General features: G+C 62.3%; 24 protein-coding genes and 1 tRNA gene. 8 read left to right on the forward strand and 17 right to left on the reverse strand.

The window, feature by feature from the left end; all coding sequences use genetic code 11:
• The first annotated feature begins 286 nt into the window (after positions 1-286).
• Both IFT75_RS05300 and IFT75_RS05305 read left to right on the forward strand, forming a co-directional pair.
• A complete protein-coding gene (locus tag IFT75_RS05300) occupies positions 287-610 on the forward strand; it encodes a putative quinol monooxygenase (RefSeq protein WP_192053660.1) in 324 nt (107 codons plus the stop codon).
• 42 nt (positions 611-652) lie between these two features.
• A complete protein-coding gene (locus tag IFT75_RS05305) occupies positions 653-892 on the forward strand; it encodes a hypothetical protein (RefSeq protein ID WP_192053662.1) in 240 nt (79 codons plus the stop codon).
• Here the strand turns inward: IFT75_RS05305 and IFT75_RS05310 are convergent.
• The 5 genes from IFT75_RS05310 to bglX all read right to left on the reverse strand — a co-directional run bounded on the left by IFT75_RS05310 (position 885) and on the right by bglX (position 8,482).
• Positions 885-1,511 (reverse strand): flavin reductase family protein, encoded by a 627-nt coding sequence (locus IFT75_RS05310; protein ID WP_185793993.1) that lies wholly within the window; start codon positions 1,509-1,511, stop codon positions 885-887. The genes IFT75_RS05305 and IFT75_RS05310 overlap by 8 nt on opposite strands.
• Before the next feature lie 96 nt (positions 1,512-1,607).
• On the reverse strand, positions 1,608-2,927 hold the full coding sequence (locus IFT75_RS05315) for an MFS transporter (protein WP_185793992.1): 1,320 nt from the start codon (positions 2,925-2,927) through the stop codon (positions 1,608-1,610).
• A 159-nt stretch (positions 2,928-3,086) separates the two neighbouring features.
• Positions 3,087-4,415 carry a sigma-54-dependent transcriptional regulator gene (locus tag IFT75_RS05320; protein WP_185793991.1) on the reverse strand — a complete coding sequence of 443 codons (1,329 nt, stop codon included), beginning with the start codon at positions 4,413-4,415 and terminating at the stop codon, positions 3,087-3,089.
• Complete coding sequence (locus tag IFT75_RS05325) at positions 4,412-6,166, reverse strand: sensor histidine kinase (RefSeq protein WP_342214367.1); 1,755 nt, start codon at positions 6,164-6,166, stop codon at positions 4,412-4,414. The genes IFT75_RS05320 and IFT75_RS05325 overlap by 4 nt, the downstream gene beginning before the upstream one ends.
• Before the next feature lie 24 nt (positions 6,167-6,190).
• Positions 6,191-8,482, reverse strand: coding sequence for a beta-glucosidase BglX (gene bglX / locus IFT75_RS05330; protein ID WP_192053663.1), 2,292 nt, complete (start codon positions 8,480-8,482; stop codon positions 6,191-6,193).
• 223 nt (positions 8,483-8,705) lie between these two features.
• Between bglX and IFT75_RS05335 the strand changes: the two genes are divergently transcribed.
• Positions 8,706-9,902: a class I SAM-dependent methyltransferase gene (locus IFT75_RS05335; RefSeq protein ID WP_192053665.1), complete on the forward strand. Its 1,197-nt coding sequence runs from the start codon at positions 8,706-8,708 to the stop codon at positions 9,900-9,902.
• Positions 9,903-9,997: 95 nt separating this feature from the next.
• A complete protein-coding gene (locus IFT75_RS21485; RefSeq protein WP_342214368.1) occupies positions 9,998-10,210 on the forward strand; it encodes a response regulator transcription factor in 213 nt (70 codons plus the stop codon).
• 22 nt (positions 10,211-10,232) lie between these two features.
• Here IFT75_RS21485 and IFT75_RS05345 read toward each other — a convergent pair whose 3' ends face one another.
• Entirely contained in the window at positions 10,233-11,252 is a 1,020-nt protein-coding gene (locus IFT75_RS05345; protein ID WP_192053667.1) for a DUF4917 family protein, read from the reverse strand.
• A 140-nt stretch (positions 11,253-11,392) separates the two neighbouring features.
• On the opposite strand from IFT75_RS05345, the gene IFT75_RS05350 reads away from it, so the two are divergent.
• A complete protein-coding gene (locus tag IFT75_RS05350; RefSeq protein WP_192053669.1) occupies positions 11,393-12,463 on the forward strand; it encodes a glycerophosphodiester phosphodiesterase in 1,071 nt (356 codons plus the stop codon).
• A 98-nt stretch (positions 12,464-12,561) separates the two neighbouring features.
• Here the strand turns inward: IFT75_RS05350 and IFT75_RS05355 are convergent, their stop codons facing one another.
• Together IFT75_RS05355 and IFT75_RS05360 are read right to left on the reverse strand one after the other, a co-directional pair.
• On the reverse strand, positions 12,562-12,876 hold the full coding sequence (locus tag IFT75_RS05355; protein WP_122479390.1) for a hypothetical protein: 315 nt from the start codon (positions 12,874-12,876) through the stop codon (positions 12,562-12,564).
• A 100-nt stretch (positions 12,877-12,976) separates the two neighbouring features.
• On the reverse strand, positions 12,977-13,558 hold the full coding sequence (locus IFT75_RS05360) for a hypothetical protein (RefSeq protein ID WP_192053671.1): 582 nt from the start codon (positions 13,556-13,558) through the stop codon (positions 12,977-12,979).
• A 367-nt stretch (positions 13,559-13,925) separates the two neighbouring features.
• Here IFT75_RS05360 and IFT75_RS05365 point away from each other — a divergent pair, with 367 nt between their 5' ends.
• Positions 13,926-14,366 carry a VTT domain-containing protein gene (locus IFT75_RS05365; RefSeq protein WP_192053673.1) on the forward strand — a complete coding sequence of 147 codons (441 nt, stop codon included), beginning with the start codon at positions 13,926-13,928 and terminating at the stop codon, positions 14,364-14,366.
• Positions 14,367-14,443: 77 nt separating this feature from the next.
• Here the strand turns inward: IFT75_RS05365 and IFT75_RS05370 are convergent, their stop codons facing one another.
• The 4 genes from IFT75_RS05370 to IFT75_RS05385 all read right to left on the reverse strand — a co-directional run bounded on the left by IFT75_RS05370 (position 14,444) and on the right by IFT75_RS05385 (position 16,105).
• Positions 14,444-14,653 (reverse strand): PLDc N-terminal domain-containing protein, encoded by a 210-nt coding sequence (locus IFT75_RS05370; RefSeq protein ID WP_192053957.1) that lies wholly within the window; start codon positions 14,651-14,653, stop codon positions 14,444-14,446.
• A 303-nt stretch (positions 14,654-14,956) separates the two neighbouring features.
• Positions 14,957-15,030, reverse strand: a tRNA-Gly gene (locus tag IFT75_RS05375).
• A gap of 165 nt (positions 15,031-15,195) precedes the next feature.
• Positions 15,196-15,888 (reverse strand): pseudouridine synthase, encoded by a 693-nt coding sequence (locus IFT75_RS05380; protein ID WP_192053675.1) that lies wholly within the window; start codon positions 15,886-15,888, stop codon positions 15,196-15,198.
• A gap of 7 nt (positions 15,889-15,895) precedes the next feature.
• Complete coding sequence (locus tag IFT75_RS05385; RefSeq protein WP_185794202.1) at positions 15,896-16,105, reverse strand: cysteine-rich CWC family protein; 210 nt, start codon at positions 16,103-16,105, stop codon at positions 15,896-15,898.
• 221 nt (positions 16,106-16,326) lie between these two features.
• Here IFT75_RS05385 and IFT75_RS05390 point away from each other — a divergent pair, with 221 nt between their 5' ends.
• Positions 16,327-16,722, forward strand: a complete 396-nt coding sequence (locus IFT75_RS05390) for a hypothetical protein (RefSeq protein WP_192050790.1) — start codon at positions 16,327-16,329, stop codon at positions 16,720-16,722.
• A 47-nt stretch (positions 16,723-16,769) separates the two neighbouring features.
• On the opposite strand, the gene IFT75_RS05395 is transcribed toward IFT75_RS05390, so the two are convergent.
• Positions 16,770-17,882 (reverse strand): enoyl-CoA hydratase/isomerase family protein, encoded by a 1,113-nt coding sequence (locus tag IFT75_RS05395; protein WP_192053677.1) that lies wholly within the window; start codon positions 17,880-17,882, stop codon positions 16,770-16,772.
• Between the two features lie 176 nt (positions 17,883-18,058).
• Here IFT75_RS05395 and ung point away from each other — a divergent pair, with 176 nt between their 5' ends.
• Positions 18,059-18,745: a uracil-DNA glycosylase gene (gene ung / locus IFT75_RS05400; protein WP_122797200.1), complete on the forward strand. Its 687-nt coding sequence runs from the start codon at positions 18,059-18,061 to the stop codon at positions 18,743-18,745.
• Here ung and IFT75_RS05405 read toward each other — a convergent pair.
• From IFT75_RS05405 to IFT75_RS05420, 4 genes are all read right to left on the reverse strand, one after another.
• The gene (locus IFT75_RS05405) at positions 18,742-19,779 is read right to left on the reverse strand and encodes an AbrB family transcriptional regulator (RefSeq protein WP_122479724.1); all 1,038 of its coding nucleotides are present in this window, start codon (positions 19,777-19,779) and stop codon (positions 18,742-18,744) included. The genes ung and IFT75_RS05405 overlap by 4 nt on opposite strands.
• Positions 19,772-21,286, reverse strand: coding sequence for a tripartite tricarboxylate transporter permease (locus IFT75_RS05410; RefSeq protein ID WP_185793979.1), 1,515 nt, complete (start codon positions 21,284-21,286; stop codon positions 19,772-19,774). Before IFT75_RS05410 ends, IFT75_RS05405 begins: the two co-directional genes overlap by 8 nt.
• Position 21,287: 1 nt before the next feature.
• Entirely contained in the window at positions 21,288-21,746 is a 459-nt protein-coding gene (locus tag IFT75_RS05415; RefSeq protein ID WP_192050843.1) for a tripartite tricarboxylate transporter TctB family protein, read from the reverse strand.
• Positions 21,747-21,899: 153 nt separating this feature from the next.
• Positions 21,900-22,883 carry a Bug family tripartite tricarboxylate transporter substrate binding protein gene (locus IFT75_RS05420; protein WP_122479372.1) on the reverse strand — a complete coding sequence of 328 codons (984 nt, stop codon included), beginning with the start codon at positions 22,881-22,883 and terminating at the stop codon, positions 21,900-21,902.
• Positions 22,884-23,150 lie beyond the last annotated feature (267 nt).

A 23,150-nucleotide genomic window follows, 5' to 3' on the forward strand; every position in this document is an offset into this window, starting at 1 on the left:
ATGACCACGAGGATAATCCGCGCTTAATGCCAAGGGTAGACGATAGCTGCAGGATGTTTGCCCAATCCTGCCAAGTTGTAGGAGCGTCTTGTCCGAACCCGCACATGCACTGTGCGGATAAGCATGAAAACCGCCACACAGGGCCGCTTGGGTTGATTGAAACTGCAACCCTGCAGGATCGGGCAAGACCTTGACAGGAAACGGCTAACCCCTGTGGTCCGGGGTTGCGTACTGTTGTCGCAGCAATCTTGTTCACCGCAGACCGTTCAATCAGGGAGAGTCGAGCATGAACTCATTATCCACCGTCAGTCACTGTGCCTTGGTCACCGCCCGGCATGGGCATTCCGAACAGGTCGGGCTGGGGTTGTCGGCACTGGTGCGGCCTGCGCTGGGCATGCCCGGCTGCCTGCATTTTGCAGTCCAGCGCAGCCACGGCGACGAGCGATTGTGGCAAGTGGCAGGCGTCTGGCGCGATCACGCCGCGATGACCGCCTGGTTCAAATCGCCCGGTATGCAGGTGTTCTCCGACCTGGTCCAGGGCCTGCTGGTCACCAGCCTCGATCTGCACACTTTCGAGGATGCCGCGATCGAACAGGCCAGCGCGGCCTGAGCTGCGTACAATCGTGGCTTTTGCATAGCTGCGAGGTACGTCATGGCACGCAAGGTATTCGAACATCACGAAGCGGTTTCAGCGGTAGTGCCCAATGAAGGCAGTTACCACGCCGCCATCGCCATCAAGGCCCTGCAGGGCGGTGGTGCGCCGCGGTTTCACAAGGTGCTCGACGGCCAGTCGTTCCGTACCGCGCACGAGGCCGATGGCGCTGCCGCCGAGATTTTGCTGACTCTGGCCGCTGTCGACGATGAAGGCGAGCCGCGCTTCGAGCCTACTTGACCTGCGGTCGGTGCATTTTGAACAGCGCCTGCGGACCGATCTCGAAATAATCGGCCGGCCCGCCGCCGCGCAGGATCGGACCGGCTGCGGCCGTGTCGTAGACCCCGTCCTTGAGCAATGACTTGGCGATGTGCACCGCCACCACTTCACCCAGGATCAGCCAGGTGGGCACTTCCTGCTGGTCGGCGCCCTTGAGCTGAATGATCTGCGTCACCTTGCACTCGAACGACACCGGCGCTTCGAGCACCCGCGGTACGCTGACGATTGTCGACGGTGCATGGTGCAGGCCACTGAGTTCGAACTCGTCGACTTCGGGGCCGACCGCGGCGCAGCTCTGGTTCATCTGCTCGGCCAGGGCACGAGTAGACAGGTTCCAGACGAATTCACCGGTCTGTTCGATGTTGTTCAGGCTGTCCTTGCGTCCCACACTGGCGAAACCGATGATCGGCGGCGTGTAGTTGAAGGCGTTGAAGAAGCTGTAGGGCGCCAGGTTCAGGCGACCTTCACGGTCGTGGGAAGAGATCCAACCAATGGGCCGCGGGCCGACGATGGCGTTGAAGGGGTCGTGGGGCAAACCATGGCCCTTGGCCGGCTCGTAGTAGTAGGTGTCATCCGACATCAGGGGCAATCCTCAGCGTTCAGGTGCCCCCAGTGTGCGTCGGCCATGGCGGCCAGTGCAACTGCCCCCGCCTTTGCGGCGCAGGCATGCTCAGGTTCAGTCCGTTTCGATCCGTGAGTGCGTCTTGGTGTCCTTCATGAACACGTACACCAGCAGCGAGCAGGCGATGCAGGCGGTCACGTACCAGTAGTAACCGGTTTCCATGCCGATCTGCTTGAACCACAGGGCGATCAGTTCGGCGGTTCCGCCGAAGATCGACACGGTCAGCGCATAGGGCAGGCCGACGCCCAGAGCGCGGATCTCGGTGGGGAACAGCTCTGCCTTTACCACGGCGTTGATCGAGGTATAGCCGCTGACGATGATCAGTGCCGCCATGATCAGGAAGAACGCACCCCACCAGGTTTGAATGGTGTGCAGCGTGGTCAGGATGGGAACGGTACACACCGTGCCCAGTACCCCGAACGCGATCAGGATGGGGCGTCGGCCGATCTTGTCGGAGAGGGCGCCGACCACCGGTTGCAGGCACATGAACAGGAACAGCGTGGCCGCCGAGATGGCCGTCGAGTCCGCTTTGCTGAAGCCCACCGTGTTGACCAGGTATTTCTGCATGTAGGTGGTGTAGGTGTAGAAAGCCAGGGTACCGCCCATGGTCAGGCCGACCACGGTCAACAGTTCCTTGGGATGGCGCAGCAGGGTGCGCATCGTGCTTTCCTTGGATTCCTTTTTCTGGGTGAAGGAGTCTGTCTCTTCCATGCCACGGCGCAACCACAGCGCCACCACTGCGCACAGCGCGCCGATCACGAACGGTACACGCCAGCCCCAGCTGAGCAGCTGTTCTTCGGTGAGCGTCTGCTGCAGCACGATCAGCACCGCCAGCGCGATCAACTGGCCGGAGATCAGGGTCACGTACTGGAAGCTGGAGAAGAAGCCGCGCCGTTCCCTGGTTGCCATCTCGCTCAGGTAGGTGGCGGACGTGCCGTACTCGCCGCCCACCGAGAGGCCCTGCATCAGCCGCGCCAGCACCAGCAGCACGGGCGCCCAGATGCCGATGGTTTCGTAGCTTGGTGTCAGCGCAATGACCAGCGAGCCAAAGCACATCAGCAATACCGAAGCCATCAGCGCAGCCTTGCGGCCCTTGCGGTCGGCGTACAAACCCATCAGCCAGCCACCGATGGGACGCATCAGAAACCCGACGGCGAAGATCGCGGCGGTGTTGAGCAGTTGCGCGTTGAGGCTGTCCTTGGGAAAGAACACCTGGGCGAAATACAGCGAGAATGCCGCGTAGACGTACCAGTCGTACCATTCGACCATGTTGCCGACCGAGCCACTGAAGATCGACTTGACGCGGCTGGCGGTGGTGCGAGGCGGGGCGGATGCAGCGGTTGCCCCGGCGGGCAGGGTGTTGGAGTTATCCATGATGGATCCTTCTCATTATTGTTGGTAGCGCGTTGGTTCGCGCTTGCCAAGGCAGTAGCAGGAGCCGTGCCAGCCGCTGTACCCCCGATTTCAGAGGGTTCACGAAAAAAAGCCGGCGGATTCTTGCCGATACGAGAAGTGGGGTGAGCGGATTCTTGCCTACTCGCGAAAGTCGTCGCGGGCCAGGCCGTGACGCTGCATCTTTTCGTTGAGGGTGCGCCGAGGCAGTTGCAGTTCCTCCATCACCGACTTGATATCGCCGCGGTGCCGCGCCAGTGCCGCGCGCAGGCATTGGGCTTCGAAGGCTTCCTGTTGTGCCGCCAGGGACAGCCGGACGCTGACCGTTTCCGCCGCTGGCGCGGCCAGGCCCAGCACGTGGCGTTCGGCGGCATTGGCCAGCTCGCGGACATTGCCCGGCCAATCGTGGCTGAGCAACTGGGCCAGTTGCGCCGAATTGACCGGCGGCGCCTGTCGCGCCAGACGCTTCGCGGTTGCCGCGGTGAAGTGATCGAACAGCCGCACGATGTCTTCGCGCCGCTCGCGCAATGGCGGCAGGCGCAGTTCGGCGACATTCAGCCGATAGGCCAAGTCTTCGCGAAACAACCCAGCCCGTGCCTGCTCCAGCAGGTCGGGCTTGCTCGCCGCGACCAGCCGCAGGTCAACCGGAATGCTCTGGTTGGAGCCCAGGCGCTCGAGCTTCTGCTCCTGCAGCACACGCAGCAGCTTGGCCTGCTGAGCCATCGGCAGGCTCTCCACTTCGTCGAGAAACAGAGTCCCGCCGTGGGCGTACTCCAATTTGCCGATGCGCTTGCCCTGGGCGCCGGTGAATGCACCGCTCTCGTGACCGAACAGTTCGGCCTCGAACAATGCCTCGGGAATCGCGGCACAGTTGAGCGCCACGAAGGGTTTGCCAGCCCGTGGGCCGAAATCGTGCAGGCAGCGCGCAACCAACTCCTTGCCACTGCCGGTTTCGCCACGAATCACCACGTTGACCGGCAACTGCGCCAGATCCAGTACCTGGCGCCGCAGCTGGGCGATGGCGGGCGCAGCGCCAAGTAGGGTCGCCTGCAATTGCTCGCTGAAATCGGCCCGACTGTGCAGGCGCCGGTTTTCCAGAACCAGTCGACGCTTGTCCTGAGCGCGCTGCAGGCTGGTCAACAGGCTTTGCGGGCTGAAAGGCTTCTCGAGAAAATCGTAGGCACCCTCGCGCATGGCCTGCACCGCCATCGGCACGTCACCGTGCCCGGTCAACAGAATCACCGGCAACTCGGGGTCGCGGGCCTGGACCTGTGCCAGCAGGCCGAGCCCGCCCATGCCGGGCATGCGCACGTCGCTGAGTATGACCCCGGCGAAATCCGCTGGCAGCTGCGCCAGGCAGTCTTCGGCCTGGCTGAAGCGCTGCACCGAAAAGCCGCTGAGGCCCAACCACTGTTCAACGGCGTCGCGAATGCTCGCTTCGTCGTCGATGACCATCACTTGATTGCTCATGCAGGCTCCGTATCGATGGGCAGGGCAAGGGTGAAACGTGCGCCGTGTGCCAGGTTTTCCGCGCTCAACTGGCCGCCGTGTTCGTGAGCGATCGCCAGGGAGACCGCCAGCCCCAGGCCGAGGCCTTCTCCGATGGGCTTGGTGGTGAAGAACGGGTCGAACAAGTGTTCGAGGTGCTCGCTGGCGATGCCGCCACCGCTGTCGGCAATGTCCAGCTGCCATTGCTCGCCATGAAGCTGCAGGCTGATGTGCATGTCCTTGGCAGGCACCCCGGTCATGGCGTCCAGCGCGTTGCGCAACAGATTGATCAGCACCTGTTCGAGGCGAATCACGTCGCCACGGACACAGGCCGGTCGCCGGACCTGCAAGTGCAGGCGTACAGCCGCCGCATGCAGGGGTGTTTCCAGCAACTGCAAGGCCTGGTCGAGCACCTGCGCCAGGTCGACTCGTTCGCGCACGCCGGCCGGGCTCTTGCGCGCGAAGGTCTTCAAATGGGTGGTCAAGGCCGCCATGCGTACCAACATCTGTTCCAGCGGCGCCAGGGCCTGGCGCGCCGCGTCGATGCGATCCTGATCGAGCAACAGCCGCAGGCTCGCCAGCTGCATGCGCTGCGCTGTCAGCGGCTGGCTGATCTCGTGGGCCAAGGCCGCCGACATCTGCCCCAGTGCCGCCAGTTTGGCCGCCTGGACCAGGCCCTCCTGAGCATCGCGCAGCTCCCGGGTGCGTGCCCTGACCAGTGATTCCAATTGCTCGCGACCGCGCTGGCGCAGCGCAGCCAGGCGCCGACGCTGATTCAGCCAGAGGCCGCCGAAAACCAGACTCAACCACAGGCCGGCCGCTGCCAGCGCGGCATTGCGGCTGTCTTCGGTACTCGCCATGGGAGGCTTGAGCAAGTGCAGGGTCCAGCCTTCGCTGGCCATCGGCAACGATGCCCACAGGTAGTCGGCGGTGCCTTGAGGGCCGTTGACGCGCACGTGCCGGGCCGCTCCATCGAGGTTGCCCAGCACCTGGTGGTCCAGCGGCTGCAAGGCTTGATCGTGATACTGACGGGTGCGCTGCAGTTCGGCGCGGTCGGCCTCGCTCAAAGGGTGCAAGGTGCGATACCGCCATCCCGGTCGGTTGGCGATGAACACCACCCCGCGCGCGTCACTGACCAGCAAGGTATCGGGCCCCTGCGCCCATTCCTGTTCCAGTTCGGGCAGCTCGAGCTTGACCACCATGGCGCCGAGAAAGCCGTCCCGAGCGTCCTTGATCGCACTGGACAAGAAGTAGCCGGGAATGCCGCTGGTCACGCCTACCGCATAGAAACGCCCGCTGCCCTGGCTGACCGACTGGCTGAAATAGGGGCGGAAGGCGTAGTTGTGACCCACATAGCTGGTCGGCAGACGCCAGTTGCTGGCTGCCACCGCCAGGCCCTGGCTGTCCAGCAGTTCCAGGGTCGACGACCGCGCCGCCGCGTTGATGCGCTCAAGCTTGCGGTTGAGCATGTTCTGGGTGGCCGGATCGATCGGCCCCTGCAGCGACTGCTGCAGCTGAGGATCCAGCGCCAGCACGGCAGGCAGGGTGCGATAGCGCTCGATCAGGGTGTGCAGGCTGTTGGCGTACAGCGCCAACTGGCCATTGCTGCGTGCCGCCTCCTCGTTCTGCGCCAGCAGCTGGGCGTGACGGCCCGCCCATACGGCGGACAACAACGCGCCGGCCACGATGACCAGCACGATGACGGCCAGGCGCGGGGCGCGGGAACCGGTCACGGGCGCTATCGAGCCGTTGCCGACCTACAACAACTCGAAGGTCGCCTCTTTGACGTCCTCGGAGTCCAGCCCGATCATCACGGTGAACTGCCCGGCCTCGGCGGCCCGCACCAGTTGCTGGTTATAGAACTTCAGATCACCCTCGACGATATCGAATGTCAGGGTCTGGCTTTCGCCCGGCTTGAGCATCACCTTGCGGAAATGCTTGAGCTCCTTGACCGGTCGAGCCATCGAAGCAGCGACATCACGCAGATACAGCTGAACCACGGTCTCGCCGGCGACCTTGCCGACGTTGCGCACGTTGATGCTGGCCGTCACCTTGCCGTCGCGGCTCAGGCGCTTGCTCGACAGGCTGACGTCCGACAGGCTGAAGTCGGTGTAGCTCAAGCCGTAGCCGAAGGGGTACAGCGGGCCCTGCTCGCTGTCGAAATACTGCGAGCTGTAGTTGCCCGGATGCCCCGGCGTGAACGGTCGGCCGATGCTCAAGTGGCTGTAGTACAGCGGCACCTGGCCAACCGAGCGCGGGAAGGTGACCGGCAGTTTGCCGGACGGGTTGTAGTCGCCGAACAACACATCGGCAATGGCATTGCCGCCTTCGGTGCCGCTGTACCAGGTTTCCAGCACCGCATCTGCCTGGCGCTGTTGTTCGCCAATGGTCAGCGGGCGGCCGTTCATCAGCACCAGCACCAGCGGTTTGCCCGTGGCGCGCAGTGCAGTGATCAAGGCTTGCTGGGTACGCGGCAGGTCGAGGGCAACACGGCTGGCCGATTCATGGGTCATGCCGCGCCATTCGCCCACCGCGGCCACTATCACGTCGGCATCGCGTGCCGCTGCCAACGCTTCGTCGATCAAGGCCTGGCCGGAGCGTGGGTCGATGGCCTGCTTCACGTGCTCGGGGTTGAAGTGGGCGATGAAGTCCAGCGTCGCACGGTCATCGGTGAGATTCGCACCCTTGGCATAAGTGACCTTGGCGGGGTCGGCCACGGCATTGCGCAATCCGTTGAGCAACGTCACCGATTGCGTTGCGACGCCGGCTGCCGACCAGCTGCCGAGCATGTCGTCCGGCGCGTCGGCGAGGGGCCCGATGAGGGCAATGCGCGCGTCTTTTTTCAGCGGCAGCGTCTGCTTCTGGTTCTTCAGCAACACCAGCGTCCTGCGCGCGACATCACGCGCTTCGGCGCGATGCAGGCGGCTTTCCGCGTTGACATCGGCCGGGTCGTCCTGGGCCTTGCCGATGCGCAGGTACGGGTTGGCGAACAGGCCCATGTCGTATTTGGCGCCAAGCACCTCGCGCACCGCGTTATCGATGTCGGCCTGGCTGATCTGGCCGCTCTTGAGCAGCCCCGGTAGATGTTCGCCGTACGCCTGGTCGTTCATGCTCATGTCGATGCCGGCCTTGATGGCCAGCTTGGCCCCCTCACGGTCGTCGCTGGCCACGCCATGCTTTATCAATTCATGAATTGCACCGTGGTCACTGATGGTGACGCCCTTGAACCCCCATTGCTTGCGCAGCACATCCTGCATCAGCCAGGTATTGGAGGTCGCCGGCACACCGTTGATGGAGTTCAGGGCGACCATCATGCCACCTGCGCCAGCATCGACCGTGGCGCGATAAGGCGGCAGGTAGTCCTGGAACATCCGTTGCGGGCTCATGTCGACGGTGTTGTAGTCGCGCCCGCCCTCGATCGCGCCGTACAAGGCGAAGTGCTTGGCGCTGGCCATCATTCGGTCCGGGTTGGCCGGGCTGGGGCCCTGTATGTTTTCCACCATCACCCGGGCAATTTTCGACACCAGGTGGGTGTCTTCGCCAAACCCCTCGCTGATGCGGCCCCAGCGCGGATCGCGAGAGATGTCGACCATCGGCCCGAAGGTCATGTCGATACCGTCGGCCGCCGCTTCGGCGGTCGAGGTTCTGGCACTCAAGGCAATGGCGTTCATGTCCCAGCTCGCGGCCAGGCCCAGGCTGATCGGAAACTGCGTGCGGTGACCGTGGATCACGTCGTAGGCGAAGAACATGGGAATCTTCAGGCGGCTGCGCTGCGCGGCATCCTGCATGGGCCTGTTGTCCGCGCGAGTGACCGAATTGAAAGTGCCGCCGATGCGCCCTGCGGCGATCTCGGCCTCGATGCGCTGGTGAGTCATTTCCCCACCGATGGCGATCAGGCGCAACTGGCCGATCTTCTCGTCCAGGGTCATGCGTGCGAGCAGGTCGGCAACGAATGCATCCTTGTTCTGCGGACCTTGGGAAGGGCTATCGGCATACGCGGTTTGCAAGGCCAGGCCAACGACGACACCCAGCAGACACAGCTTGTTCATTGAGTTCTTCTCTCTGGCCTACCGCAGGGATGCCGCAGCCGATTACGGGTGACAGTGTTTTTATAGTTTGCCGGAGGTGTTTTAACGTATCGGCGCTCGTCAATCCAGTCGGGTGCCGGGATTGATACAAATGCATTCGCGCAAGCAGCGTCGAATCAAATCCCCCAAGTCCATTCACAGCCACTAAAATGCCTGCCTGAATAGACCCGAGATCCGTTTCGCCATGTCCGTCACCGACCCCCGCGCCGAATTCCTTGCCCTGCTCGACACCAGCCTGGCGCAGAACGCTTTCATCAAAGTGGTGCTGGCCCGCCATGTCGGCCAGGAACCGGACCTGCAGCGGCTGATCGTCAAGTTGGCGACCATCAAGGGCGAGCCTTGCCTGTCGTTCGTGTACCGCTACAAGACGCGCGACATCACCAAGAACTTCAGTCTGGTCGATGGCCAGCAGTTCATTGCCGACGCCTTGCCCGACACCTTCAAGAACGCGCACCTGCTGACCTTGACCGACGAGTTGCAGCTCGAATTCAGCAAGAAGAACAAGGCCAGCCTGCACCGCAACAAGCAACAACAGGAGCGGGCCGCGCCGGAATTGGGTCACGATCGGGAGAAGAAGCGTTACCTGGAGCTGAGCCGGCCGTTTCTGCAGGACCTGGGTGTCACCGACAAGCAGCAGCAACTGATCCCGGCGATGTCGCGCAAGTGGAAACAGATCAACAAGTTCATCGAGGTGTTTTCCCACGCCTTCGCTTCGTCGGTGCTGGCCAAGACGACTGTTCCCGTACGGGTCGCCGATTTCGGCTCGGGCAAGGGCTATCTGACCTTCGCCATCCATGACTATCTGGCCAACTCGCTGCAGCGTCAGGCCCAGGTCACCGGCGTCGAACTGCGTCCGGACATGGTCGAATTGTGCAACGCGGCTGCCACCTCCTTGGAACATCCGGGGCTGGTGTTCGAGTGCGGCGACGTGCGTTCGGTGGTGCCCAGCGAGATCGACGTGATGATCGCCCTGCATGCCTGCGACATCGCCACCGACTACGCCATTCACACCGGTATCCGCTGTGGCGCGGCGATCATCATGTGCTCACCGTGCTGCCACAAGGAAATCCGCCTGCAGATCCAGAGCCCGGGCCTGCTCAAGCCCATGCTGCAATATGGCCTGCATCTGGGCCAGCAGGCCGAGATGGTCACCGACAGCCTGCGCGCGCTGTTGCTGGACGCCTGCGGATACGAGACCAAGGTGTTCGAGTTCATTTCTCTGGAGCACACCAACAAGAACAAGATGATTCTGGCGGTCAAGCGCGACACGTCCGGCCCGTCCGCCGAAGCGCTGGCGAAGATCGAGGAACTGAAAGCCTTCTACGGCATTCGCGAGCAGCGTCTGCAGACCCTGCTGCAGGAAGACGGCCTTCTCAGCTAGGCGCTGTGAGGCATCGGGACTACAAGTCGCCGGCATTGTTACCCATCCTTGGCGAGCGCCACCATGAGCGCTCAAGTCAAGGGTTGGAGTTTGCAGTGACGTTCGACATCAAGCTGACGCCCCGTGAGCAGGAAGTGCTCGTCTGGAGTGGCAGAGGCAAGTCCTCGTGGGAAATCTCGCGGATACTGGCCTGCTCCGAGGCAACGGTGAATTTCCATTTCGCCAACATTCGTCGCAAATTCGCCGTGGGTTCACGCAGCGTGGCTGTGCTGCTGGCACTGGAGAAAGGGTTGATATCGCTGTGGTGAGCGCCTGGTTGCGCTCCCGTCTTCAACGACGCTTCTTCAACACCGCAGGCACGGCCACGTTCAATTGCGCACTGCCCAGGCCATGGCTGGTCGCGTCGAAGAAATACAGTGTCTTGCCGCAGCCGGCGAACAGTTCTTCGAAGCGCTGTTTCTGGCTGATGATCCAGGCATCGCTGAGCGGGAAGATCGACACATACAGGGTCTGTGCAGGCGCCAGACGCAGCGCCTGAAGGATGTGCGCATCGTCGCTGTCCAGGTTGTGGCCGAAGATGCACAGCGTGCCGTCTTGCCGGCTCAACTCGCCGTGGCACCAGCTCAGGTAGTCCGAATCACGGATGGTGCGCAGCTTCTGCGCACTGGGGCCTTCGTTGACCAGCAACGGCACATCGCCAGGCGTGTTGATCGCAAACCCGTCGAGCAAGGCTTCGCCCTCGGCGGTGCGTTGCCGGGTCGTACCGTCGCTGTTCTTGATCAGGTGCAGACCGCCGTGCAGGTACAGCACGCGGCAGCCTGTGGCGGCGGTGTGGCGAATGTCGAAACCGGTGTCCACGTCCATCAGCTCGGCAAAACCCTGCGGGTCGTGCTGCACGGCCCAGGGGCAGAGCAGGTCGTAGTTGCTGCTGTACACCGTGTCGAACGCGCGCAGTGCAAGGTTGAGCGCGGCCAGGCGCTGTTCATCGAGCAGGCGAAAGGGAATGTGCACGCTGCGCACCGCATGGATCAACGCTTCCTTGATCGCATAGTAGCGATTGAGCGGGGCGGTGGAACTGATCGCCAGGGCGGCATTGACCCGAACGGTACTGTTGAGGACCGCCAGCACCTGCTCGAAGCTGTGGGTCTGCAGCGATTTGAACAAGGCCAGGTCGGTCAGGCTCAAGGGTTTGTTGCGCACCTTTTGCGCGCGCTCGAACAACCCGTCGTAGGCGAAGCTGCGCCACACCGCGCGGCTGGCGCCGTTGCCCAGCAACAGGCTTTGTGCAGGCTGACGGCTATGCAGGGTTTGCCAATCGTCGAGGTGGGCGTCGAAGGTGTCATGTGCCATGGTGATGATTCGTTCTACTCGTGTCTTGGGCAAGGGCGCGACTCTATCACGCCATGTCCTGTCATCCGACGCCGTCTATGCTGGGTCGGTTCACCGGCATCAAACCGCGCCGTTTTCGATCATCCGTGGAAGGACTACACATGTTGGCACACCTGTACAAGACGCTCTGCCTCACTGCTGCCATGGGCGCAGCTGCCTCGGCCCAGGGGCAAACCCCCGATCAGTTGGCTCATGCCGCCAACATTCCGCACCCTGCGGTCATTGCCCATCGAGGTGCTTCGTTCGATGCGCCGGAATCGACACTGCCGGCCTACCTGCTGGCCCGTGACCTGGGCGCCGACTATCTGGAGCTCGATGTGCAGCGCACTCGCGACGGGCAACTGATCGCACTGCACGACGATACCTTGCTGCGCACCACCGACATCGCCAGCAAGTTTCCCGAGCGCAAGGACAACCCGGCCAGCGACTTCACCCTGGCGGAGCTGAAAACCCTGGATGCCGGCAGCTGGTTCAACGCAGCGCACCCCGAGCGCGCCCGTGACAGTTACAAAGGCTTGAAGATTCTCACCCTGGATGAGGTACTCGACGTGGCGCAAGGCGGTACGCACACGCCTGGGGTGTACATCGAAACCAAGGTGCCGCAGCAGTTTCCTGGTATCGAGCGTGACCTCAAGGCCAAACTCGAGCAGCGTGGCTGGCTCGATGGTCAGCACCGGGTCGTGTTGCAGACGTTCGAAAAAGGCAGCCTGGAACTGCTGGCCAAGGAAATGCCGCAGGTGCCCAAGGTATTGCTGCTATGGGTAGGCGAGGGCAGCATCGAGCCCGAATCCAAGGTGACGTTCGCAGCGTCCGGCATGAAGGACAAAGCGGCTTACTACGCCCAGCAACGGCCCCGCGACCGTGCCGAGTTCGAGCGCTGGCTGGACATTGCCAAAGCCAACGGCGCGGTGGGTACCGGGCTTTCGGCAGCGTTGACCGAGGGGGGAGAGCAGAGCTACATGGACCTGGTTCAGCCGTGGATGAACACGCTGACCCACGACAAAGGTCTTCTGGTGCACGTGTATACCGTGGACGAGCCGGTCGATTTCAAGAAGGTCAGTGACGCAGGCGTGGATGGCATCTTCACCAACCGTACCAGCGAGCTGCTGAAGTTCTACAAGCGTCCTGCCGCTGAATCGGTGATCGAGGTTCTTCAACGCAACGGTTACTGATCTGCGGAAACGCCAACGGCGCGAATCCGGTTGACCTTGCAATTGCGCTTGGCAATTTGAAGGACGGAATTCGCGCCGCTGCAGAAGGTGCGGTGGGCTTATTTGCCAGCGCCGCTGCCGTTGCCGCCGCTGTTGCCCGAGCTGCCATCGCCTTTGGTCGCGCCCATCGGGGTAGGGCCACCGTCGGTGGTGCCGGCGTCTGCGCCCTGGCTCATGGAACCGGTCTTGCCGTCGATACCGGTGGCGTTGCCATTGTCGGGCGATTTGTCGGTGCCTGGAATGACCTGCTTGCCCGATGGTGCTTCCGGGGTGGCAGTAGGGTTGCTGTCATTGGATGCCGCAATCGCCGCGAACGACGAGGCCGACAGAAGACCGGCCAGAGCCAGCGAGGCAAGCTTTTTGCTAATCATCATGGTGCATCTCCGCAGTGATTGGGGTACAAGCATTGGGCCAGCGTCTTGCACGCAAGGTGCCGTCGAGGCGACGAGCGGCATCTCGTCGCAGCAATGCTTCTCAGCGGTATTGGCGATGAAATCCAGGTGGATGGCGTCTGGCTGTATCAATGGAGATAGGCTGCCCGCGCTTCAGCCAGGCATCAAGGGCCTGGCCAAAGGTGTGGTCACTGCAATCGCGCAGCAGCATCAGCGGAATGTCCAGATGGCGCGCCACCGCTCGCGCGCTGTCACGCTCCTGATGCTGGAACACCTCGACCTCGGTCGGCGAAGCGTGGCTGGCCGGCAAGCGCTTCAACACCGTCCACGGATCGCTCTCCAGCAACAGAATCGCCCCCAGGGAAAGCCGCTCGAACGCTGTCAGATCGGTGCCCGACGAACGTGGGCGCTTACCCATCAACGCCACGTTTCCTTCCAGCAGCATCGACTTGCCACTGGCGGCGATGCTGGTCACGGCCAGTTCCAGTGCCTGGCGGTTGCGGTCTCGATTGGTCGCGTAGCGATCATCGCTCCATTTCACACAGGCCAGCACCTGCCTGACCAAACCCGAAGCGCTGCTGTGCAACACGCCCCGACGGTGCCCGTAATGCTCGCAATGCCAGGTTTTGCCCACGCCATGAATACCCGCTACCAGGATGATCATGATGGATGTCCCTATCAAGTAAGAGGATATTACTAGGCTGGATAGGTAACTGAACCGTCAACATCAGTGTCAGAAATTTCTTCGCAATGTTGGGTGGTTTTCTGATTGAGTTGGCGTAACTGGCTGTTTGATCGAGAAATGAAGGGTGCTGGGCGGGGGGCTTTGCAAGGTTGCGAGCAACGAATCTGTGCTGATCGATGCGCTACATCTGCATCTTGTTTATCTGTATAGCTGGTGCCAATGGGACAGTTTCCACACCATGCGGTACAGCAGAGCTGGTATCAGCCCTTGAAACCTGCGAGCTGTTGCGGATAACTGCGTTTGAAACGTTCACTCCGCAGCAGGCCTTCACACGCGAGATGACAAGGTGTTCGAACTGACCAGCTATGTAAGCCTTTTCGTCGTGGCGTTCGGTGCCGCCACGCTTCTGCCTTTGCAATCCGAAGCGGTATTGGTGGGCATGCTTGTTTCGCAACACTACGCAACGGTGTTGCTCTTACGGATAGCCACGGCGGGCAACGTGCTGGGTTCTGTCGTGAACTGGTACCTGGGCCGCTCTATCGAACGTTTTCGGCACCGCCGTTGGTTTCCCATCAGTGAGCGCCACTTGGATAAAGCGCAGAATGCCTACCTGCGTTACGGATACTGGGCGCTCTTGTTCAGCTGGGTGCCGATCATCGGTGATCCCATCACTATGATCGCTGGCGTCATGCGTGAGCCGCTCTGGCGTTTTCTGGTCGTGGTTACACTGGCCAAGGCGTTCCGCTATCTGGCACTGACCGCGATCACGCTTGGCTGGGCGATATGAACGCCTTCAGCCAAACGCCTGGGGATGGCGAATTAAATACATGCCAGCCAACGCGTATCAGATGGGTAGGATCGGCATCAGCCTTTGCTGTGTTTATCCGATGTTGGCGGGATGGCAACCCCTCGCGGCCCCGCGATGCCCCATATAGCGAGTCCGACAAGGGGCAGTACAAAGATCAGCACCGTCCAGCCCAGCTTCGTGCCGGAGCTTTTGGCGCTTCGCCAGACGCTCGTCAGTACCCAAGCGTCCAGCAACAGAACGATCACGGCGGACGCCGCCCAGAAAATCTAGGTTTCCATGGTTTATCACTCTTGAGGAATCACCTACAGGAGAGGGATACCGGTCTGCGCAAGTTCCCGATCATATCCAGTTGGCGATTGACCGTACGTTCCCGTGCTCGATTTGCATGATGTAGAAGGGGGGGGCAAATCGGCGCCTGTGCATTGGCTGATGATATCCATGAGCTGGCGAAGCCGATGGCCCGAGCTTCGTTACGCCGGAGGCAGAGTTCTGCGGAGTATGGCGAACAAGGTTCGGCGGATAAGAGGCTGAGCGGGGAGGGGGAGAAAATCAAAATACTGCCTGAAACATGGAGCGGGTAGAGGGAATCGAACCCTCAACTAAAGCTTGGGAAGCTTTCGTTTTACCACTAAACTATACCCGCATGACGCGTTGTTTCCGTGCCGCTGGCAGTTCATTGCGAACTCGATTGCCAGCTTGGCGACCTCGGTGCACTGCGTCTTTCGACACCTGCTCCGGGCGGCTGACTTTGTACCAGAAGCGCCTGGCAATTTGAAGCGCTAATTTTCGTTTCTCTGCTCGATTCCCCTCAAACCAGACCGATCTCCTCTGCGCTCAAGCTGCGGTACTGGCCGGGTTGCAGGCTGTCATCGAGTACCAGCGCGCCCATGCGCTCTCGGTGCAGCGTGAGCACCTTGTTCTGGAAGTAGCCGAACATCCGCTTCACCTGGTGGTAACGCCCTTCGACGATGCTCAGGCGCGCCAGGCGCGGGCCGAGGATGTCGAGGTGGGCGGGCAGGGTGGTGAGGTCTTCGAAGGCGAAGTAGATGCCCTTGGCGAACGTCTCGACGTAATGGGGTTCGATGACCTGCTCGGTCTCGACCAGGTACACCTTGGGCAGCTTGGTTGCCGGTTGGGTCAGGCGGCGTGACCATTGCCCATCGTTGGTCAGGATCATCAGCCCGGTGGTGTTGAAATCCAGTCGCCCGGCAATGTGTAACTGGTGCTTGTCGGGCACCTCGAGCAGGTCGAGCACGGTCCGATGCTGCGGATCCTGCGTGGCGCTGACGCAACCAGGTGGTTTGTGCAGCATCAGGTAGCGAGCAGGATAGCCGGCCTGCAACAGCGCTTGGTCAAGCCGTACTTCGCTGAACTCAGAGACAGCGTGCAGCGGGTCGCGGACCACGCTGCCATCCACCTGTACCCGTCCTGCGGTCAAGGCCAGGCGCACCTGCTGCCGGTTGAAGCGTTCGAAATTGGAAAGGAACCTGTCCAGACGCATCGCTGCGCTATGCCTCCGACTCAGGCAGTTGCTCATTCACTCGCGCGCAGCGCGGACACAAGCAGGCGGCGTTGCGCAGATGCTCGGGCAAAGCCCGCAGCACAGCGGGGTCGATGCTGACCGTGTAGCACCAGCACGGCTGTGCGGCCGTCTTGGCATCGGCCAATGTGCAGTCGTTGCGGCCGCCGCAGGCTGGGCAAAGGCGGCTGTCGGTCAGCGCGAGCGTGGTCATGAGCGATCCGTGAAGGTATGAACGTGGCATTCTACTTCAGCGCCCTGCGGGTCGGCGAAAAGCGTCAATGCAGAGCGCTTTGTATCAATTTATTGCCGAGTGAAATGCAGTATCTTTCCTGCTGTCTGAGTTATGCCCAGAACCACCGTTCCGGGTAACGACCAGTCGTGCTGGTTCGATCCCTCTCGCGGTCCAGGAGGCCGCTTATGTCCCCTAGAGCTCTTTTGATCGTGGTATTGGGCTTGTTGACAAGTGCCTGTGTGCCCTATGGAGGGGGAGGTTACTACCGCACCGAAGTCTATTCCGTGGACAGTTCGCCCAGAGGCGGCTACTACCCCTACAGCCAGCCCTACGGCAGCGGTTACTACGTGACGCCGGCGCCGCGCTATTACGAGGGGCCGCGCTACTTTTCTTCGCCTCGGTATTACGCGGTGCCGCCGCCGCGCTACTACGGTCCGCCTGCTCCGCACTACCGGCCGGGGTTCAGGCCAGGGCGCGGCCCCGATCCACGCTGGCGCGACGGGCCGGCGCGGCATTACGGCCAGGATTGGAACCGGGGTCGAGGCTCCGACCGCGGCCCGGGCCGGGGCGGTCGGCACTAACCAGCAGCGGCGCCCTCAGGGCGCCGTTTTCGTTTTTCACCTGCCATTCAGTAATCACAAAGATCCGCCAGCGGATGACGGCCTTCCCAGGCCTTGCCGAAATGCGCCTCGACCACTGCCTGCGGTACATGGTCGACATCGGGCCAGTGCCAGTGCGGCTGGTTGTCCTTGTCGATCAGGCGTGCCCGCACGCCTTCGCTGAATTCGGGATGACGGCAGCAGTTCAGGCTCAAGCTGTATTCCATCTGGAACACCTGGGCCAGCGACAAGTGGCGGGCACGGGCCAATTGCGCCCAGATCAAATGGGCAGTCAGCGGGCAGCCCTTGGCGAGGTTGCCGGCGGCCTTGGCCAGCAAGGGGTCGTCGTGTCGTTGCCATTGCACCAGTGCATGCCAGGCGCCCGGCGCATCGCTGACGTCCAGCTGGGCGTCGATGGCGGCACGGCGCGGCAGCCATTGCGCTGCTGGGGCACTGTCGCGCGCATCGTGCTCGAGGGCCTTGAGCAAGCTGTTCAGCTGCATGGGTGTCTGCTCCTGCCAGTTCAGCTGCAGCAGGCCGTCGAGCAGGTCTTCGTATTGGTCGTCGCGCAGGCAGCGGTCGGCTAGGCCCAGGTCGAGGGCATCGCGGGCGTTGATCTGCGCGCCGGTCAGGCCCAGGAACAGACCGAGCTTGCCGGGCATGCGCGAGAGGAATCCGCTGGCACCCACGTCCGGGTACAAGCCGATGGTGATCTCGGGCATGGCCAGGCGGCTGCTCGGCGTGACGATGCGAATGCTCGAAGCCTGCAGCAAGCCCATGCCACCGCCCAGTACGTAGCCGTGGCCCCAGCAGATCACCGGCTTGGGGTAGGTGTGCAGGCGGTAGTCGAAGCGGTATTCGGCAGCGAAGAATCGTGCCGCCAGCGGCGGCACCTCACCGGGGTGGGCTCGGCAGGCCTGGACAAGGCTGCGTACGTCGCCACCGGCGCAAAAGGCTTTCTCGCCTTCGCCGCGCAGCACCACACAGACCACCCGGTCATCCTGCGCCCACTCATCGAATTTTCCCGCGAGCGCTTCGAGCATCGGCAAGGTCAGAGCATTGAGGGTTTTCTCAGCATTCAGGGAGGCGACGCCGATCCGCGCGCCATTACCGGCGCTGAGTTCTTCGAAATTCAAATCCATCCTGACCTCGCATCAAAAGGGGCGGCAGCAGCGCAGCGATGACCGCGAAGGGCCGACGGAGGGTCGCAGTGCGCTGTCCAGTCTGGATTTGACTTTCTGTGTCCGCATTCCTACCGTCCGCCCACTGATTTCTGGTGCCTGTTGTTTTAGGGTGCCTGCTTCTTGTTGAGGAACATATGAGCACAGACGACCGCATCAAACTCGAGCCTAGCTGGAAAGCTGCACTGCGTGAGGAATTCGACAAGCCTTACATGGCCCAGTTGCGCGAATTCCTGCGCCAGGAGCATGCGCTGGGGAAAGAAATCTATCCGCCCGGGCCGATGATCTTCAACGCGCTCAACACCACGCCGTTGGACCAGGTGAAAGTCGTGATTCTCGGTCAGGATCCCTACCACGGTCCGGGCCAGGCGCATGGCTTGTGCTTCTCGGTGCAGCCGGGCATTCCTACGCCGCCTTCGCTGGTGAACATCTACAAGGAGCTCAAGCGCGACCTCAACATCGACATCCCCAAGCATGGCTATCTGCAGAGCTGGGCGGAGCAGGGTGTATTGCTGCTCAACACCACCATGACGGTGGAGAGGGCAAACGCCGCCGCCCATGCCAAGAAAGGCTGGCAGCCGTTCACCGACCGCATCATCGAAGTGGTCAGCGAGCAGCAGTCCAGCGTGGTGTTCATGCTGTGGGGCGCGCATGCGCAGAGCAAGCAGAAGCTGATCGACAACAGCAAGCACCTGGTGCTGACCTCTGTGCATCCCTCGCCGTTGTCGGCGCACAAGGGCTTCATCGGCAACGGCCACTTCAGCCGCGCCAACAAGTTTCTAGAACAGAACGGTCTGACCGCCATCGACTGGCGCCTGCCCTAAGGCACCGGTCGACGCTTCTGCCACTGGCGAAACAGCGGTTCGGCCAGAAACAGCACGAACAGCAGGCGCATCACCTGCATCGCTGTCACCAGCGGTACCGACAGCTGCAGCACCTCGGCGGTCAGGCTCATCTCGGCAATGCCACCGGGCATCATGCCCAAGGTCAGCGAACGCAGGTCGAGGTTGGTCAGGGCGCTCAGGGCCAGTGCGCAGCCGCCGGCAATGGCCATGGTCAAGGCGGTGCTGACCAGCGTACGCGCGAGAAACGATGGCGCGCGGCGGAAAAACGCGCGATTGAAGTGGCAGCCCAGGCCGCTGCCGATCAGCCACTGGCCGATCTGGCTGCCACCGTCCGGCAGGCCGATGTGCAGATCGAAGCTGACGCTCATGGCAGCGCTGACCAGCAGGGGGCCGAACAGCCAGGGGTTGGGCTGGTCCAGTCGCTGCCAGATCCAGGCCGCCACCCCGGCGAGAGGGAAGATCAACGCTAGCCAGGCCCAGTCGACGCCGCCTTCATGGCTGATCGGTGTGCCGTCGCCCATCAGGAATTTGAACAGCGCCGGCACGCACAGCACCACGGCCAGCACCCGCAGGCTCTGCCCTGCAGCGACGCGGCTGAGGTCGGCGCCATTGCGCGCGCCCAGGTTGACCATTTCGCCGGAACCGCCCGGCATGCTGGAAAAAAAAGCCGTGGCCCGGTCTTCACCGGTGCGCAGCATCAGCCACACGCCCACGGCACTGGAAACGCTGGTGATCAGCGCTCCGAAAAAAATCAGGCCGAAATGGCCGCCAACCTGCTCCATCACCAGGGGGGTGAAGTGCAGGCCGATGCCTATGCCGACGATCCACTGGCCCAGCTTGCGGCCATTGGGTATTTCCGCCAATTGCCACGGTGTCAGGCAGCGCACCAGGATGATCGCCAGCAACGAGCCGATCATCCAGGGCAGCGGCCAGCCGATCAGGCTGGCGACATAGCCGCCAGCCAGACCTACGAACGGTGTACCCCACCAGTTGTGCAGGAACCGATCAAACATCGGCAGCGGCACGACGCATGGCAGCGCGCTTGCGCCAGATACGAACCACCGGCAGCAGCAGCATCAGAACGGTGAGTATCCAGACACCTGCGGTGATCGGGCTGCCCCAGAGAATCTGCAGCTCGCCGTTGGAAATCGACAGCGCGCGACGCAGGTTCTGCTCCATCAGGCCACCCAGGATGAAGCCGAGCAGGACGGGCGACAGCGGGAAATCCAACTTGCGCAGGATGTAGCCGAAGATGCCGATGCCGATCATCAGGAACAGGTCGAAGGTGGTCGCGTGGACCGCGTAGACGCCGATGCCGGTGATGATGGCGATGACCGGTACCAGTGCCCAGTTCGGCACGGCGAGGATCTTGGTGAAGATGCGGATCATGGGGATGTTCAGGATCACCAGCATGATGTTGGCGACGAACAGCGAGGCGATCAGGCCCCAGACGATGTCCGGTTGCTGTTGGAACAGCAGCGGGCCTGGCGTGATGTTGTACAGCGACAGGGCGCCGATCATCACTGCAGTGGTGCCCGAACCCGGTACGCCGAGGGTCAGCATCGGCACCAGGGCGCCGCAGGCAGTGGCGCCGATGGCGGTTTCCGGCGCGGCCAGGCCACGCTTGTCACCTTGGCCGAACTTGCCGCTGGCACCCGCCAGGCGCTTCTCGGTGGTGTAGGCCACGGCGCTGGCCAGGGTGGCGCCGGCGCCGGGCAGTACGCCCATGATGAAGCCCAGCACGCCGCAGCGGATGTTCACCCAGAACACCGAAGCGGCTTCCTTGAGGTTGAACATCATGCGCCCGGTGGCTGTGACGGCCACGCTGCCGTGGTGAGTCTTTTCCAGCAGCAGGAGGATTTCACTGATCGAGAACAGGCCCAGCACCAGCACGACGAATTGAATACCGTCGGTCAGGTGGATGTTGTCGCCGGTGAACCGGTACACGCCGCTGTTGGCGTCGATGCCGACACTGGACAGGAACAGGCCGATCAGCGCCGCAATGAACGTCTTCAATGGCCTGTCACCGGCCATGCCGCCCAGGCAGACGATGGCGAACACCATCAACACGAAGTATTCCGCAGGGCCGAAGGCAATCGCCCATTTGGCCAGGATCGGGGCAAACATGACCATGCCGCAGGTGGCGATGAATGCACCGATGAACGAGCTCCACGCGGACAACGACAGCGCAACGCCGGCCAGGCCCTGGCGGGCCATCGGGTAGCCGTCCAGAGTGGTCATCACGGTCGATGCTTCGCCAGGGATGTTGAGCAGGATCGAGCTGATGCGACCGCCGTATTCGCAGCCCAGGTACACCGCCGCCAGCAGGATCAGTGCCGATTCCGGCGGCAGGCCCAGGGCGAAGGCGATCGGGATGAGCAGGGCGACACCGTTGATCGGTCCCAGGCCCGGCAGCAGGCCGACCACGGTGCCGATCAGGGTGCCCGACAGGGCGGTGATGAGGTTGTAAGGGGTCAGTGCAACGCCGAAGCCCTGACCCAGGTAGCCGAGAGTATCCATGTCAGTTCTCCAGAACGCTGAGCAGGCCCAGGGGCAGCGGCACGTCCATGACTTTGTCGAAGAGCACGTACAGGCCGATGCTCATCAAGGTGATGATGATCACGCTGGGCATTGCGCGGCCGCCATACAGCAAGGCCATCGGAATGCCGATCAGGATGCTGCTGAGAATGAAGCCCAGGGGTTCGAACGTCCCGGCGAACACCAGCAGCAGGCCGATGCACATGGCGATCTTCTTCAAGGTCGGACGGTCCAGCGGCGGTTCTTCCTCGCTGTGCACGATCGGAGTGGGACGAAACACCAAGTACAGCAAGGCCAGGCTCATCAGGCCCAGCATCAGCAACGGGTAGGCGCGCGGGCCTACCGGCTCATAGGAAAAGGGTGCCTGGTAAGGCCAGGCCATCAGTGCCAGACCGGCACAGACAAGCAGCAACAGCAGGGCGAAAAGCCGTTGAACGATCATGATCATGGTCATGTTCCTTCGTGAAGGAGGACGATGGTGGTGTCGGCAGGGAAGCCTTCGCGGGCAGAGATCCGCTCTCACGGTGGGCTTGTATATCCAGCCCTGTGGGAGCGGGTCTCTGCCCGCGAATGGCTCCCCGCGGACCCAGGCCGATTACTGAACCAGCCCGAATTCCTTGGCCAGGGTCTTGTACTCGGCGACCTGTTTCTTCACGTAGGTGTCCAGCTCCTGTCCGGTCATGGCGAACGGGAACAGCTCGCGCTGGTCACGCAGCTTGGCGAATTCTTCGGAGGCCAGCAGCTTGTCGAACGCCGCTTTCCACCAGTCGTATTCGGCGTCGGTCACCTTCGGCCCCAGGTAGAAGCCGCGCACCACAGGCCAGACGATGTCGTAGCCCTGCTCCTTGGCAGTGGGGATGTCCTTCATTTCCGGCTCGTCCAGACGCTTGTCGGAGAACACCGCGAGCAGACGCATGTCACCGCTGAGGATGTGCGGCATGGAGTCGGAGATGTCGGTGCTGCCAACCTGGATGTGGCCGCCGAGCAGGGCCGTGGCGATTTCGCCGCCACCTTCCAGGGCGACATAGCGCAGGTCGCGCGGGTTGATCCCGGCGGCCTTGGCGATCAGCGCGGTCTGCATCCAGTCCTGGCTGCCGACGGTGCCGCCGGAGCCGATCACGACTTTGCTCGGGTCGGCCTTGAGCGCCTTGACCAGGTCGTCCAGGGTCTTGTAGGGCGAGTCGCTTTTGACCGCGATGGCGCCATAGCTGGTGCCTACCGCAGCCAGCCAGCGTACGGCGTTCTCGTCGAAACGGCCGAACTTGCCTTGCGCCAGGTTGAGCAGCGAGCCGCTGGACCAAGCCACCAACGTGCCTGCGTCGGCCGGGCGCTGGGCGACTACCGCGTTGTAGGCCACGGCGCCGACACCGCCGGGCATGTAGGTGACGCGCATCGGTTTGGACAGCAGTTTCTCGTTGACCAGCGCGCTTTGCGCAAGTTTGCAGGTCAGGTCGAAGCCACCGCCAGGCGAGGCTGGGGCAATGCATTCAGGACGTTTGGGTTCTTCCTGAGCAAGCAGCGGGGCACTGATGAACAGGCAGCTGACAGCCAGGGCAAGCGGACGCATGGCGCGAATCATGGGTATTTCTCCATTGTTGTTCTTGTTATCGAAAACGTATCGTGACGTTTGCGTGGCAGGTCTCTACGGACTCGCCTTGCTGAAACCTTATGTTGCGAACCTTTCACCAAGCTTTCAGTGGCGGTCAATCTGCCAAGACTGCTTCACAGTCCGGCACGGGCCTGTAAACTCGGGCACATAAAGCGGTTGATGAGCCTTCGCGGCTGGCTCTGGCAGCAGCGAATACCGTACTACGGCAACATCATCCCGACATAGAAAAGATTGGCC

Origin of the sequence: Pseudomonas sp. CFBP 8758 (assembly GCF_014841725.1) — a bacterium.
GTDB lineage: Bacteria > Pseudomonadota > Gammaproteobacteria > Pseudomonadales > Pseudomonadaceae > Aquipseudomonas > Aquipseudomonas baltica.

Coding starts and splice junctions, on each gene's coding strand:
- IFT75_RS05300 (WP_192053660.1), top strand. CDS start 287: ATGAACTCATTATCCACCGTCAGTCACTGTGCCTTGGTCACCGCCCGG.
- IFT75_RS05305 (WP_192053662.1), top strand. CDS start 653: ATGGCACGCAAGGTATTCGAACATCACGAAGCGGTTTCAGCGGTAGTG.
- IFT75_RS05310 (WP_185793993.1), bottom strand. CDS start 1,511: ATGTCGGATGACACCTACTACTACGAGCCGGCCAAGGGCCATGGTTTG.
- IFT75_RS05315 (WP_185793992.1), bottom strand. CDS start 2,927: ATGGATAACTCCAACACCCTGCCCGCCGGGGCAACCGCTGCATCCGCC.
- IFT75_RS05320 (WP_185793991.1), bottom strand. CDS start 4,415: ATGAGCAATCAAGTGATGGTCATCGACGACGAAGCGAGCATTCGCGAC.
- bglX (WP_192053663.1), bottom strand. CDS start 8,482: ATGAACAAGCTGTGTCTGCTGGGTGTCGTCGTTGGCCTGGCCTTGCAA.
- IFT75_RS05335 (WP_192053665.1), top strand. CDS start 8,706: ATGTCCGTCACCGACCCCCGCGCCGAATTCCTTGCCCTGCTCGACACC.
- IFT75_RS05345 (WP_192053667.1), bottom strand. CDS start 11,252: ATGGCACATGACACCTTCGACGCCCACCTCGACGATTGGCAAACCCTG.
- IFT75_RS05350 (WP_192053669.1), top strand. CDS start 11,393: ATGTTGGCACACCTGTACAAGACGCTCTGCCTCACTGCTGCCATGGGC.
- IFT75_RS05355 (WP_122479390.1), bottom strand. CDS start 12,876: ATGATGATTAGCAAAAAGCTTGCCTCGCTGGCTCTGGCCGGTCTTCTG.
- IFT75_RS05360 (WP_192053671.1), bottom strand. CDS start 13,558: ATGATCATCCTGGTAGCGGGTATTCATGGCGTGGGCAAAACCTGGCAT.
- IFT75_RS05380 (WP_192053675.1), bottom strand. CDS start 15,888: ATGCGTCTGGACAGGTTCCTTTCCAATTTCGAACGCTTCAACCGGCAG.
- IFT75_RS05390 (WP_192050790.1), top strand. CDS start 16,327: ATGTCCCCTAGAGCTCTTTTGATCGTGGTATTGGGCTTGTTGACAAGT.
- IFT75_RS05395 (WP_192053677.1), bottom strand. CDS start 17,882: ATGGATTTGAATTTCGAAGAACTCAGCGCCGGTAATGGCGCGCGGATC.
- ung (WP_122797200.1), top strand. CDS start 18,059: ATGAGCACAGACGACCGCATCAAACTCGAGCCTAGCTGGAAAGCTGCA.
- IFT75_RS05405 (WP_122479724.1), bottom strand. CDS start 19,779: ATGTTTGATCGGTTCCTGCACAACTGGTGGGGTACACCGTTCGTAGGT.
- IFT75_RS05410 (WP_185793979.1), bottom strand. CDS start 21,286: ATGGATACTCTCGGCTACCTGGGTCAGGGCTTCGGCGTTGCACTGACC.
- IFT75_RS05415 (WP_192050843.1), bottom strand. CDS start 21,746: ATGATCGTTCAACGGCTTTTCGCCCTGCTGTTGCTGCTTGTCTGTGCC.
- IFT75_RS05420 (WP_122479372.1), bottom strand. CDS start 22,883: ATGATTCGCGCCATGCGTCCGCTTGCCCTGGCTGTCAGCTGCCTGTTC.